Below are 13878 nucleotides of genomic sequence, written 5' to 3'. Positions count from 1 at the left end.
TCGCCCGACAGGGTGGACCGGGGCCCGCGCGGCGGAGCACAATCCCCGCCATGGCGCACGGCATCGTCGACGTGGCCCGGGCTGCCGGGGTGTCCACCGCGACCGTGTCGCGCGCGCTGCGCGGCCTGCCGAACGTCACGGCCGCCACGCGCGAGCGGGTGCGCCGTGCCGCCGACGAGCTGGGGTACGTGCCGTCGCCGTCCGCCTCGTCGCTCGCCTCCGGGCGCACGCGGACGATCGGCCTCATCACGCCGTGGGTCGCGCACTGGTTCTTCGCCAACGTCATCGAGGGTGCGGAGCGGGCCCTGCGGGTCGAGGACTTCGACGCGCTGCTCTACACGTTCGAGGTGTCCCGCGAGGTCCGGCGGCTGCGGCTGGACCCGGACGTGCTGCGCCGCCGCGTCGACGGCGTGCTGGTCGTGGGGCTCCCGCTCGAGGCGGAGGAGGTCGCGCTGCTCGACGAGCTCGGCTATCCGCTGGTGTTCGTCGGCGCGGGCGCGCCGGGCCACGTCACCGTCGGGCTGGACGACGTCGGCACCGCGCGCCGAGCGGTCGCGCACCTGGCGGACCTCGGCCACACCGTGATCGCGCACCTGTCGGGGGAGCCCGACGACACCCTGCCCTGGTCGCCGGCCGTGCGCCGGGCCGAGGGCTGGCGCGCCGAGCTGGCCGCGCGCGGGCTGGCGACCGCGGGCCTCGAGGTGCACGGGCACTTCGACGTCCGGGGCGGCCGCGCGTCGATGCACGCGCTGCTGGACCGGCGCCCCGACGTGACGGCGGTGTTCGCGGCGTCGGACGAGATGGCGATGGGCGCGCTGCTCGCGCTGCGGGACCGGGGGCTCCGGGTGCCCGAGGACGTGTCGGTCGTCGGGGTCGACGGGCACGACATGGGGGAGCACCTCGGGCTGACCACCATGGTGCAGAACGCGCAGGAGCAGGGGGTCACCGCGGCCTCCATGCTGCTGGAGATGATCACCGGCGCGCCGGTGCCGGAGGAGGTCGTGTTCCCGACGGTGCTGGTCGACCGCGGGTCCACCGCGGCGCCGCGTGACCAAATCGTGACAAGTCGGAACCCGTCAGGTGGTTGTGCGCCAGCCATGTAAACGCTTGCATATGACCCACGCACCGAGGCGCACCCGCCTCGGCCCGCAACCACGACGAGGTGGAGGCAGACGCATGATGAGGATCCGTCGTCGCGGCGCGAGCGCCGCAGTGGCCGGCGGGCTCGGGCTGGCGCTCGCGCTCACGGCTTGTTCCGGCGACTCGGGCGACTCCGGTGACGGGGGCACCAGCGGCGGCGACACCGACGCCGCGAACGAGATCGACTGCTCCGTGTTCGACGACTTCGGCGACCTGGACGGCACGACCGTCTCGGTCTACACGTCGATCGTCGAGCCCGAGCAGCAGACGCAGGAGGACTCCTACGACCCGTTCGAGGAGTGCACCGGCGTCACGGTCGAGTACGAGGGCTCGCGCGAGTTCGAGGCCCAGCTGCTCGTCCGCATCCAGGCCGGCAACGCGCCCGACATCGCGTACCTGCCGCAGCCCGGCCTGCTCAACACGATCGTCACCGACTTCCCCGACGCGATCGTCCCCGCTCCCGACGCCACCGTCGCGAACGTCGACGAGTTCTTCAGCGAGTCGTGGAAGGACTACGGCACCGTCGACGGGACGTTCTACGCCGCCCCGCTCGGCTCGAACGTGAAGTCGTACGTCTGGTACTCGCCGTCGATGTTCGAGGACGCCGGCTACGAGGTCCCGGAGACCTGGGACGACCTGATCGCCCTCTCGGACCAGATCGTCGACGACGGCGGCATGCCGTGGTGCGCCGGCGTGGAGTCCGGCGACGCGACCGGCTGGCCGGGCACCGACTGGATCGAGGACGTGGTGCTCCGCACCGCGGGCCCGGACGTGTACGACCAGTGGTACACGCACGAGATCCCGTTCAACGACCCGCAGATCATCGACGCGTGGGACACGGTCGGGGACATCCTGAAGAACCCCGACTACGTCAACGCGGGCCTCGGCGGCGTCGACTCGATCGCCACCACGCCGTGGACGGACGCGGGCTTCCCGATCCTCGACGGCACCTGCTGGCTGCACCGCGCGGCGAACTTCTACCAGACGCAGTGGCCCGAGGGCACCGAGGTCGCGCCGGACGGCGACGTCTACGCCTTCTACCTGCCGACCAACCAGACCGACATCAAGCCGGTCCTGGGCGGCGGCGAGTTCGTGGCGGCGTTCGACGACCGTCCCGAGGTGCAGGCGTTCCAGACCTACCTGTCGAGCGCGGACTGGGCCAACACCAAGGCCAAGACCACCCCGATGGGCGGCTGGGTCAGCGCCAACAACGGCCTGGACCCCGACAACCTGGCCACCGAGTTCGACAAGCTGTCGGCGGAGATCCTCGCCGACCCGAACTCCGTGATCCGGTTCGACGCGTCCGACCTGATGCCCGGTGAGGTCGGTGCCGGCACGTTCTGGACCGCGATCGTCAACTGGCTGACCGGCACCTCCACGGAGGATGCCGCGAAGTCGGTCGAGGACTCCTGGCCCGCCGGCTCCTGACGGGGTCGGGCATCGATCGACTGATCGGCTGACGGCCCGCCCGGCGGGGCGCGGGGGCAGCACCCCCCGTCCCGCCGGGCGGGCCCGTCCGGTTCGGAGGCGTACATGGACTGGTTGACGAGCGCGAGCTCGGTGGGCGAGAAGTTCGCCCTGATGTTCCTGGCGGTCGCGCTGTTCGTGGTCGTCATGGGCGCGATCCTGTTCCTGGTGGACCGGCCCAGCCGCGTCCCCCGGTGGGTCGTGGCCGCGGCGTTCGCGGGACCCGCGCTGCTGCTGCTGGCGTGGGGGCTCGTGCGCCCCGCGGTGCTCACCCTGTGGAACTCGTTCTTCGACAAGCGCGGGAACGAGTTCATCGGCGTGGACAACTACACCCGCGTGCTCACGGGCGGGCAGTTCCAGAGCGTGCTGACCAACACCGCGATCTGGGTGATCCTGGTGCCGATCGCGTCGACGCTGATCGGCCTGGTCTACGCGGTGCTGGTGGACCGCACCCGGTTCGAGAAGCTCGCCAAGGCGCTGGTGTTCATCCCGATGGCGATCTCGATGGTCGGCGCGTCGATCATCTGGAAGTTCGTCTACGAGTTCAAGCCGGACCAGCCCGGCGTGAAGCAGACCGGCCTGCTCAACCAGGTGCTCGTCTGGGTCGGGCTGGAGCCGCAGCAGTTCCTCATCAACGCGCCGTGGAACACCGTGTTCCTCATCGTGGTGATGGTGTGGATCCAGACCGGTTTCGCGATGACCGTGCTGTCCGCAGCCATCAAGGCGATCCCCGACGACATCGTCGAAGCCGCCCGGCTGGACGGCCTGCACGGCGTCAAGATGTTCCGCTTCATCACGGTGCCGTCGATCCGGCCGGCGCTGGTGGTCGTCCTCACGACGATCGCCATCGGCACGCTCAAGGTGTTCGACATCGTCCGGACCATGACCGGCGGCCAGTTCGACACCCAGGTGATCGCGAACGAGTTCTACACGCAGGCGTTCCGGCAGAACAACCAGGGGCTGAGCTCGGCGCTCGCGGTCATCCTCTTCATCCTGGTCGTGCCGATCGTCATCTACAACGTGCGGCAGCTGCGCAGGTCGGAGGAGATCCGATGACCACCACCCCGCTCCCCCCGACCGGGCCGTTCGCGGAGGCGTTCGAGGAGACCGCCGACGCGGGCGGAGAGCCGGGACGCCAGCGCCGGCTCTCGCGGCTCGAGAGGCGAGCCATCGCCACCAAGGGCAAGCTGTCGTCGCCCTGGGCGTCGTTCCTCGCGATCGTGATCGCGATCCTGTGGACGATCCCGTCCGTCGGCCTGCTGGTCACGTCGTTCCGGCCCGAGCTCGACATCCGCCGCTCGGGCTGGTGGACCGTCTTCGGCGGCCTGCTCAACGGCGAGGCCGAGTTCACGCTCGACAACTACGACCAGGCGCTGTTCGGCTCCGGGGCGAACCTGGCGACGTACTTCGTCAACTCGTTCGTCATCACGATCCCGGCGGTGATCATCCCGATCACCATCGCGCTGCTCGCGGCGTACGCGTTCGCGTGGATCGACTTCAAGGGCCGCAACATCCTGTTCGTCGCGGTGTTCGCGCTGCAGATCGTCCCGCTGCAGGTGGCCCTCGTGCCGCTGCTGCGCGACTACGTGAGCGCGGGCGTCGCCGGGTCGTTCTGGACGGTCTGGCTGTCGCACTCGATCTTCGGCCTGCCGCTGGCGATCTTCCTGCTGCACAACTTCATGAAGGACATCCCGTCGTCCCTCGTGGAGGCGGCCCGCGTCGACGGCGCGGGGCACGTGAAGATCTTCTTCCGGGTGCTGCTGCCGCTGCTGGTCCCGGCCATCGCGGCGTTCGGCATCTTCCAGTTCCTCTGGGTGTGGAACGACCTGCTCGTCGGCCTGACGTTCGCGTCGCCGAACTCCCGGCCGCTGACCGTCGCGGTCGCCGAGATGGCGGGCAGCCGCGGCGGCGACTGGCACGTGCTGACCGCCGGGGCGTTCATCTCGATGGTGGTGCCGCTCATCGTGTTCATCTCGCTGCAGCGGTACTTCGTGCGCGGCCTCCTGGCGGGCTCCGTCAAGGGCTGACCCGGGCCCGCGCCCGCTCGGGTGGAAGGTCTGGCCGGACACGCCCACGGCGTGTCCGTCACGACCTTCCACTGCGGGCGGCTGCGAGGATGAGGCCGTGCGCGTACTCGGTGTGGACCCCGGACTCACCCGCTGCGGGCTGGGCGTGGTCGACGGGCTGCCCGGCCGGAAGGTGCGGATGGTGGCCGTCGGGGTCGCGCAGAGCGCGCCGGCCGCCGACATCGACCAGCGGCTGCTCGTCATCGCGGCGACCATCGACGAGTGGCTCGAGGAGCACGCGCCCGACGCGCTGGCCGTGGAGCGGGTGTTCGCCCAGCACAACGTCAGCACCGTGATGGGCACCGCGCAGGTGGCCGGCATCGCGATGCTCGCGGCTGCCCGCCGGCGGATCCCGGTCGCGATGCACACGCCGTCCGAGGTGAAGGCCGCGGTCACCGGCAGCGGCCGGGCGGAGAAGCCGCAGGTGCAGGCGATGGTGCAGCGGCTGCTGTCCCTCGACGAGCTGCCCCGGCCCGCGGACGCCGCCGACGCGCTCGCGCTGGCGATCTGCCACCTGTGGCGCCCGGCCGGCGCGGTCGGCGCCCCGCAGCGCGCGCCCGGCTCGATGACCGCCGCGCAGCGCGCGTGGGCGCAGGCCGAGCAGGCGGCCCGCCGGGTCCCGACCCGCTGACCCTCGGCCGCGTGTCGTTCGTACACCTGTTCGTACGCGTGGCAGACTGCACGCCGGGCGCCCGGTCACGCCGGTCCCGCGCCCGCCGCGACTGGGAGGAGCCGGAGTGATCGCCTCGGTGCACGGGACGGTGCAGGCCGTGCGGCTGGACGCCGCGGTGGTGGAGGTCGGCGGCGTCGGCATGCTCGTGCAGGCGACCCCGGCGACGCTCGCGGGCCTGCGGGTCGGCGCGACCGCCACGCTGCACACCTCGCTGGTGGTGCGCGAGGAGTCGCTGACCCTGTTCGGGTTCGCCGACGACGACGAGCGCGAGGTGTTCGAGGTGCTGCAGCAGGTCAGCGGCGTGGGCCCGCGGCTCGCGCTGGCGATGCTCGCCGTGCACACCCCGGACGGGCTGCGCCGCGCGGTCGCCACCGAGGACCTGGCCGCGCTCAAGCGGGTGCCGGGCATCGGGCAGAAGGGCGCCCAGCGGATCGTGCTGGAGCTCGCGGACCGCCTCGGGGCCCCGGCCCCGGTCGCGCTCGCCGGCGGCGCAGCGGCCCCCGCCGGGCCGGCCGACCGCCGCGACCAGGTGGTCGACGCGCTCGTGGGCCTGGGCTGGAACCAGAAGGCCGCCGCGGACGCGGTCGCCGCCGTCCTCGACGGCAGCGACGAGCCGGTGGGGGAGGCCGAGGTCGCGGGCGTGCTGCGCGCGGCGCTGCGCACCCTGGGCGGCGGCCGTGGCTGACGACGAGGTCGACCTGGGCGTCGACGTCGACCCGGCGGGCTCGGTCGTGCGCCCCGGCGCCGACGACCTGGAGCGCGCCGCCGAGGCCGCGCTGCGCCCGCGGCACCTCGACGAGTTCGTGGGCCAGAAGGTCGTGCGCGAGCAGCTGTCGCTCGTGCTGCAGGCCGCCCTCGGCCGGGGCCGGGCCCCGGACCACGTGCTGCTGTCCGGGCCGCCCGGGCTGGGCAAGACGACGCTCGCGATGATCATCGCCGCGGAGCTCGGCACCTCGCTGCGCGTCACCAGCGGCCCCGCGATCCAGCACGCCGGCGACCTCGCCGCGATCCTCTCCTCGCTGGAGGAGAACGAGGTGCTGTTCATCGACGAGATCCACCGGCTCGCGCGGCCCGCCGAGGAGCTGCTGTACGTCGCGATGGAGGACTTCCGGGTCGACGTCGTCGTGGGCAAGGGGGCGGGCGCGAGCGCGATCCCGCTGGCGCTGCCGCCGTTCACGGTCGTCGGCGCCACCACCCGCGCGGGCCTGCTCCCGGCGCCGCTGCGCGACCGGTTCGGGTTCACGGGGCACCTCGACTTCTACGCCGACGACGAGCTGGAGCGGGTGCTGGTCCGGTCCGCCGGCCTGCTGGGCGTGCCGCTCGCGCACGAGGCGGCCGCCGAGATCGCCTCCCGGTCCCGCGGCACCCCGCGCATCGCCAACCGGCTGCTGCGCCGGGTGCGCGACTGGGCGCAGGTGCGCGGCGACGGCACGCTGTCGCTCGACGCCGCCCGCGCGGCGCTCGAGGTGTACGAGGTCGACCGCCGCGGCCTCGACCGGCTCGACCGGTCCGTGCTCACCGCGCTGTGCACCCGGTTCGGCGGCGGCCCGGTCGGGCTCACCACGCTGGCCGTGGCGGTGGGCGAGGAGCCGGAGACCGTCGAGACCGTCGCCGAGCCGTTCCTGGTGCGCGAGGGGCTGATCGGGCGGACCCCGCGCGGTCGCGTCGCGACGCCCGAGGCGTGGGCGCACCTGGGGCTGTCCGCCCCGACCCCGGCGGATACGCTGTTCGGCTGAGACCCCGCGCGCCGCGGCGGCACGAACAGGTCCCGCACAGGGAACCGGCGCGCGCCCGCGGTCGTTAGGAGCCCGGAGCCGTGGCGCCTAGACTGCGGCCGACGTCGTACGCAGTCAGGAGCTGTTTCTTCGTGGACCCGACCTTCCTCATCATCCTCGTCATCGGCCTCGGGGCGATGTGGCTGCTGTCCAGCCGCCAGCGCAAGGCGCAGCGGGAGCAGCTCAGCTTCCGCGACAACCTGCAGCCCGGCCAGCGGGTGATGACCGGCTCCGGCATGTACGGCACGGTCGTCGACGTCGACGGCGACGAGGTCACCCTCGAGTCGACGCCCGGCCAGCAGTCCGTGTGGATCAAGGCCGCGATCGCGCGCCTCGTCGAGCCGCCGGTGGCCGACGAGGACGAGGCCGACGAGGTCGACGGCGACGACGCCGAGTGGCGCGACGAGCCGGGCGCCATCCCGCCGGGCCGGATCGACGTCCCGGACGACCTCTCCTCGCTGCAGCCGCCGCGGGACGACGAGGGCCCCGACAGCACCAAGAAGCCCCAGCAGTAGTCGACCGGGCGCCGGCCACCCGCGCACCGCGGGGCCGGCGCCCTTCATCCGCACCGCCCGCCGTCCGCGGGCGGTGCGCGCACGAGAGAAGACGGTCCGTTGGCCCCACCCACACGCCGCCGCCACCCGGCGCGCATCCTGCTCACGCTCGCCGTGATCACGGTCGCCGTGTTCGGCGCGATCTTCGCCGGCACCAAGCTGTCGGACGCGACCTGGACGCCCAAGCTCGCCCTCGACCTCGAGGGCGGCACCCAGCTCATCCTGGCGCCCGTCGCCCAGGACGAGTCCCGCGTCACCTCGGAGACCATCGCCCAGGCGATCGAGGTCATCCGGCAGCGCGTCGACTCGTCCGGCGTGGCCGAGGCCGAGATCAGCTCGCAGGGCGGGTCCAACATCGTCGTGGCCCTCCCGGGTCGCCCGAGCGAGGAGACGCTGGACCTGGTCCGCACCTCCGCGCAGATGGAGTTCCGGCCGGTCCTGACCTACGGCGCGGCGACGCCCACGGCCACCCCGTCGGCCAGCCCCACGGACGGCGCCACGGAGCCCTCGGACCAGCCGACGAAGGCGGCCCCGGACTCCGCGAGCGACGCCGAGTACTACATCACCCCCGCCGTGCAGGCGGAGTACGACGCCCTCGACTGCACCGACCCCGCGAACCTCACGGGCGGCAAGCAGGTCGCGGCCGACGAGGCGATGGTCACCTGCGACCCGGACGGCACCGTCAAGTACGTCCTCGGCCCGGTCGAGGTCGAGGGCTCGCACATCGCGAACGCCAGCTCCGGCCTGCAGGTCAGCCAGTCCGGCGCGGTCACCAACAACTGGGCCGTGAACCTGGAGTTCGACCGCACCGGCACCCGGCAGTTCGCGGACGTCACCGAGCGGCTGCAGGGCCTGTCCTCGCCGCAGAACCAGTTCGCCATCGTGCTCGACGGCCTGGTCATCTCGGCGCCGTCGCTCGACCCCGGCGTCATCATCTCGGACGGCAAGGCGGAGATCTCCGGCTCGTTCACCCGGGACTCCGCGACGGCCCTCGCCAACCAGCTGAAGTTCGGCGCGCTGCCGCTGAGCTTCGAGGTGCAGAGCGAGGAGCAGATCTCCGCGACGCTCGGCTCCGAGCAGCTGGAGAAGGGCCTGATCGCCGGCCTCATCGGCCTGATCCTGGTCGTCATCTACTCGCTGTTCCAGTACCGCGCGCTCGGCCTGGTGACCGTCGCGTCGCTGGTCATCGCGGCGGTGCTCACGTACGGCGTGATCACGCTGCTGTCCTGGACCCAGGGCTACCGGCTGTCGCTCCCCGGCGTCGCCGGGTTGATCGTCGCCATCGGCATCACCGCGGACTCGTTCATCGTGTACTTCGAGCGCATCCGCGACGAGCTGCGCGAGGGCCGGACCCTGGTCGCCGCCGTGGACCGGGCCTGGGAGCGCGCGCGCCGCACGATCCTGGCGTCCGACGCGGTGAACTTCCTGGCCGCCGTGGTGCTCTACTTCCTCGCGGTCGGCTCGGTGCGCGGCTTCGCGTTCACCCTCGGCCTCACGACGCTGCTCGACCTGCTCATCGTGTTCACCTTCACCCACCCGGTGATGAAGCTGATCGCGAAGACGCGGTTCTTCGGCAGCGGCCACCCGCTGTCCGGCCTCGACCCGCGCCGGCTCGGCGCCCCCGAGTCGACCCGCTACGTCGGCCGCGGCCGCGTGGTCACCGGTCGGCGCGCGGACGCCGACGCGCCCGCGGAGGAGCCCGCCGACCTCGGCGCCCGGACCTCGACGCTCGTCGCGGCCCCGGTCGGCGCGGGTGGCACGATCGCCGAGCGCCGCGCCGCCGCGCGCGCCGCGCAGGCCGAGGCGGAGTCCGGCACGGCCGCACCCGCCGACGCCGACGACGCCGGGACGACCGGCACCACCGACACCGACGAGGCACCCGACGGCAGCACCCCCGCCGCGCGACGCACCGAGGGGAGCGAGTCCTGATGGCCGTCAACTTCGCCCAGTGGGGCAACGACCTGTACACGGGCCGCCGCTCGTACGACATCGTCGGTCGCCGCCGCACCTGGTTCCTGATCTCCGGGATCCTCGTGCTGCTGTCCGCCGTGCTGCTGTTCAAGCCGGGCCTGCACCCGGGCATCGAGTTCCGCGGCGGCTCGCAGTTCACGGTGTCGAAGGTGTCGACCACGGACCAGCAGCCCGCCATCGACGCGGTCACCGAGATCGCCCCCGAGGAGGTGCCGCGCGTCAGCAACGTCGGCTCGTCCACGCTGCGGATCCAGACCTCGGAGCTCACCAACGACCAGGTGACCCAGGTCCGCACGGCGCTCGAGGACGCGTACGGCGTGTCCGACGACGACGTGGCGAGCGCGTTCATCGGCCCGACCTGGGGCGCGGACGTGTCCAAGAAGGCCGCGACGTCGCTGATCGTGTTCCTGGTGCTCGTCAGCATCGTCATGACGGTGTACTTCCGGAACTGGCGCATGGCCGTCGCCGCGATCGTCGCGCTGTTCCACGACATCGTCATCACCGCGGGCGTGTACGCCGCGGTGGGCTGGGAGGTCACGCCGGCGACGGTGATCGGCTTCCTCACGATCCTCGGGTACTCGATCTACGACACCGTCGTGGTGTTCGACAAGGTCCGCGAGAACACCGTGGGCATCACCGACCAGACGCGCGCCACCTACGAGGAGCGCGCGAACCTCGCCGTCAACCAGACGCTGGTCCGCTCGATCAACACCTCGGTCGTGGCGCTGCTGCCGGTCGCGGGCATCCTGTTCATCGGGGCGTTCGTGCTCGGCGCCGGCACGCTGCGCGACATCGCGCTCGCGCTGTTCGTCGGCATGATCGTCGGCGCCTTCTCGTCGATCTTCCTCGCCACGCCGCTCGAGGTGGTGCTCCGCCTGCGCGAGCAGCCGATCCGCGAGCACACCGCGAAGGTGCTGGCCGCCCGCGCGCGGCTCGCCCAGGGCGGGCTGGGCGAGGACGCCTCCTCGGAGGAGGTCGCGGTGGCGCGGTTCACGGGCCAGGTGCGCCCCGGCGGTCACCAGGGAGTCGCGGCGCAGCCGCGCAGGAAGAAGGGCCGGCGATGAGCGGCGTGCAGGACGTGAGCGGGCAGCACCGCGGGCTGACGGGCCAGGCGCTCGTCGACCGGGTCGAGGAGCTCGTGCGCAGCGTCCCCGACTACCCGACGCCGGGCGTCGTGTTCAAGGACATCACCCCGCTGCTCGCGGACGGCCCGGCGTTCGACGCCGTCGTGCGCGAGATGGCCGCCCGCGTCCCGGGCCCGGTCGACCTGGTCGCCGGCATGGAGGCGCGCGGGTTCATCCTCGCGGCGCCGGTCGCGATGGCGCTCGGCGCCGGCTTCCTGCCGGTGCGCAAGGCCGGCAAGCTGCCCGGCCCGACCGCCCGCCGGGACTACGAGCTCGAGTACGGCGCGGCCTCGGTCGAGCTGCACCCGTTCACGGTCCCGGCCGGCTCGCGCGTGCTGGTGGTCGACGACGTGCTCGCGACCGGCGGCACCGCGCAGGCGACCGTCGAGCTGCTGGAGGAGTGCGGGGCCGAGGTCGTCGGCCTGTCCTTCCTCATGGACCTCACGTTCCTCCCGGGCCGGTCCCGGCTCGCGGGCCGGCACGTGGACGCGCTGCTGGCCGTCTGACCCGTCCGCCGACGCCGCCGTCACCCGCCCCGGGGTGCCGGCGGCGTCGTGCTGCGGGCCGTGACGCGGTGCGCCGCCGCGACGCCGTAGAATCGTGCGGATCGACAGCGCGTCCGGTCCGTCCGGGCCGCGTCGTCATCGGACAGCCGGGGGGACCCGGCACGGCGGGAGGCGTGCATGGCGGAGCCACGGACCTCGGCAGGACCCGACGCACGGCCGGAGGCGCCCGCGACCACGGGCGGCACCAGCCGGGTGCGGTCACGCCTGGCCCGGTTCGGGCAGATCCGCGGACCGCAGCAGTCGCCGGTGATCGAGCCGCTGCTCCAGGCGGTCCGGACGAACCACCCCAAGGCCGACCTCAGCCTGATCGAGCGCGCCTACGTCACGGCCGAGCGCGCGCACCGCGGCCAGCTCCGCAAGAGCGGCGACCCGTACATCACGCACCCCGTCGCCGTCGCGACGATCCTGGCCGAGCTCGGCATGACCCCGCCGACGCTCGCCGCGGCGCTGCTGCACGACACGGTCGAGGACACGTCGTACTCCCTGGACCAGCTCCGCACGGAGTACGGCCCCGAGATCGCGATGCTCGTCGACGGCGTCACCAAGCTCGACAAGGTGACCTACGGCGACGCCGCGCAGGCCGAGACCGTGCGCAAGATGGTCGTCGCGATGTCCAAGGACATCCGGGTGCTGGTCATCAAGCTCGCCGACCGGCTGCACAACGCCCGGACCTGGAAGTTCGTCCCCGCGGCGTCGGCCGAGAAGAAGGCCCGCGAGACGCTCGAGATCTACGCGCCGCTCGCGCACCGCCTCGGCATGAACACCATCAAGTGGGAGCTCGAGGACCTGTCGTTCTCGACGCTGTACCCGAAGGTGTACGACGAGATCGTGCACCTGGTCGCCGAGCGCGCGCCGGCCCGCGAGGAGTACCTGGCCGTGGTCCGCGAGCAGGTCGGCGCCGACCTGCGCAGCGCGAAGATCAAGGCGACGGTCACCGGCCGGCCGAAGCACTACTACTCGATCTACCAGAAGATGATCGTGCGGGGCCGCGACTTCGCCGACATCTACGACCTGGTCGGCGTACGGGTCCTGGTCGACACGGTGCGGGACTGCTACGCGGCGCTGGGCGCGCTGCACGCGCGGTGGAACCCGGTCCCGGGCCGGTTCAAGGACTACATCGCGATGCCCAAGTTCAACCTCTACCAGTCGCTGCACACGACGGTGATCGGCCCCGGCGGCAAGCCCGTCGAGATCCAGATCCGCACGCACGACATGCACCGGCGCGCGGAGTACGGCGTCGCGGCGCACTGGAAGTACAAGGAGAACGCCAAGGGCGCCGGGGCGGACGCCGACGGCAACGACATGGCGTGGCTGCGCCAGCTCGTCGACTGGCAGAAGGAGACCGCGGACCCCTCGGAGTTCCTGGACTCGCTGCGGTTCGAGATCGCGGACGGCGAGGTCTACGTCTTCACGCCCAAGGGCGACGTCATGGCGCTGCCCGCCGGCGCCACCCCCGTCGACTTCGCGTACGCGGTGCACACCGAGGTCGGGCACCGCACGATGGGCGCCCGGGTCAACGGCCGGCTCGTCCCGCTCGACTCGACGCTGGAGAACGGCGACGTCATCGAGGTGTTCACCTCGAAGTCCGAGACCGCCGGCCCGTCCCGCGACTGGCTCGGGTTCGTCACCAGCCCCCGCGCGCGCAACAAGATCCGCCAGTGGTTCACCAAGGAGCGGCGCGAGGAGGCGATCGAGCACGGCAAGGACGCCATCGCCAAGGCGATGCGCAAGCAGAACCTGCCGATCCAGCGCCTGCTGTCCCACGAGTCCCTGGTCGCCCTCGCGAACGAGATGCGGTACGCCGACGTCTCCGCCCTGTACGCGGCGATCGGCGAGGGCCAGGTCTCCGCGGCCACCGTCGTGCAGCGGCTCGTGCACGCGATGGGCGGCGAGCCCGGGGCCGAGGAGGACATCGCCGAGGTCGCCCGCCCGGGCCAGACCGCGCGCCGCGTCCGCACCGGCGACCCGGGCGTGGTCGTCAAGGGCGTGGACGACATCTGGGTGAAGCTCGCCAAGTGCTGCACCCCGGTGCCGGGCGACGACATCATCGGCTTCGTCACCCGCGGCCAGGGCGTGAGCGTGCACCGGTCCGACTGCATCAACGTCACCGCCCTGCGCGCCCAGCCCGAGCGGATGGTCGACGTCGAGTGGAGCCAGGGGAGCACCGCGCTGTTCCTCGTGCAGATCCAGGTCGAGGCGCTGGACCGCAGCCGGCTGCTCTCGGACATCACCCGGGTGCTGTCCGACCACCACGTCAACATCCTGTCCGCGTCGGTGTCCACGTCCCGCGACCGGGTCGCCCAGTCGCGGTTCGTGTTCGAGATGGCGGAGCCGTCGCACCTCGCGTCGGTGCTGGCGGCCGTGCGCAAGGTGGAGGGCGTGTTCGACGTCTACCGGATCACGGGCGCGAAGGCGGAGCAGCCGGTCGTCGACGCGTAGCGGCGCCGGGGTCCGCCGCGGTCGCGGCGGTCCCGGCGGTCGCGCCGGGCGGTGGGGTCTGTCTCTTCTGCACATCTCCGAGCCCACGAGACATGGCGCCTGG

Annotated in this window: 12 protein-coding genes; all 12 read left to right on the top strand. The window is 72.5% G+C overall.

The genetic code is table 11. The features are described from left to right. Positions 1-50 precede the first annotated feature (50 nt). Positions 51-1103, top strand: a complete 1053-nt coding sequence (locus tag AC3WUG_RS13375; protein WP_492328119.1) for a LacI family DNA-binding transcriptional regulator — start codon at positions 51-53, stop codon at positions 1101-1103. A 73-nt stretch (positions 1104-1176) separates the two neighbouring features. After that, entirely contained in the window at positions 1177-2568 is a 1392-nt protein-coding gene (locus AC3WUG_RS13370) for an ABC transporter substrate-binding protein (protein WP_492328118.1), read from the top strand. Positions 2569-2673: 105 nt separating this feature from the next. Further along, entirely contained in the window at positions 2674-3663 is a 990-nt protein-coding gene (locus tag AC3WUG_RS13365; protein ID WP_492328117.1) for a carbohydrate ABC transporter permease, read from the top strand. Beyond that, positions 3660-4634 (top strand): carbohydrate ABC transporter permease, encoded by a 975-nt coding sequence (locus tag AC3WUG_RS13360; protein ID WP_492328116.1) that lies wholly within the window; start codon positions 3660-3662, stop codon positions 4632-4634. The genes AC3WUG_RS13365 and AC3WUG_RS13360 overlap by 4 nt, the downstream gene beginning before the upstream one ends. A 97-nt stretch (positions 4635-4731) precedes the next feature. Beyond that, complete coding sequence (ruvC, locus tag AC3WUG_RS13355; RefSeq protein ID WP_492328115.1) at positions 4732-5304, top strand: crossover junction endodeoxyribonuclease RuvC; 573 nt, start codon at positions 4732-4734, stop codon at positions 5302-5304. A gap of 106 nt (positions 5305-5410) precedes the next feature. Beyond that, on the top strand, positions 5411-6031 hold the full coding sequence (gene ruvA / locus AC3WUG_RS13350; protein ID WP_492328114.1) for a Holliday junction branch migration protein RuvA: 621 nt from the start codon (positions 5411-5413) through the stop codon (positions 6029-6031). Next, positions 6024-7082, top strand: a complete 1059-nt coding sequence (gene ruvB, locus AC3WUG_RS13345; RefSeq protein WP_492328113.1) for a Holliday junction branch migration DNA helicase RuvB — start codon at positions 6024-6026, stop codon at positions 7080-7082. Before ruvA ends, ruvB begins: the two co-directional genes overlap by 8 nt. Before the next feature lie 131 nt (positions 7083-7213). Next, on the top strand, positions 7214-7636 hold the full coding sequence (gene yajC / locus AC3WUG_RS13340; protein WP_492328112.1) for a preprotein translocase subunit YajC: 423 nt from the start codon (positions 7214-7216) through the stop codon (positions 7634-7636). 99 nt (positions 7637-7735) lie between these two features. Continuing rightward, entirely contained in the window at positions 7736-9604 is a 1869-nt protein-coding gene (gene secD, locus AC3WUG_RS13335) for a protein translocase subunit SecD (RefSeq protein WP_492328111.1), read from the top strand. After that, positions 9604-10710 carry a protein translocase subunit SecF gene (secF, locus tag AC3WUG_RS13330; RefSeq protein ID WP_492328110.1) on the top strand — a complete coding sequence of 369 codons (1107 nt, stop codon included), beginning with the start codon at positions 9604-9606 and terminating at the stop codon, positions 10708-10710. The genes secD and secF overlap by 1 nt, the downstream gene beginning before the upstream one ends. Further along, a complete protein-coding gene (locus tag AC3WUG_RS13325) occupies positions 10707-11276 on the top strand; it encodes an adenine phosphoribosyltransferase (RefSeq protein ID WP_492328109.1) in 570 nt (189 codons plus the stop codon). Before secF ends, AC3WUG_RS13325 begins: the two co-directional genes overlap by 4 nt. A 177-nt stretch (positions 11277-11453) precedes the next feature. Further along, entirely contained in the window at positions 11454-13775 is a 2322-nt protein-coding gene (locus AC3WUG_RS13320) for a RelA/SpoT family protein (protein WP_492328108.1), read from the top strand. Positions 13776-13878: the final 103 nt, after the last annotated feature.

The sequence above is a fragment of the Cellulomonas sp. EB106-03-03-XG116 genome, assembly GCF_058792015.1.
The sequence above is the reverse complement of the archived record's forward strand: the minus strand, read 5'-3'. Positions and strand labels throughout refer to the sequence as shown.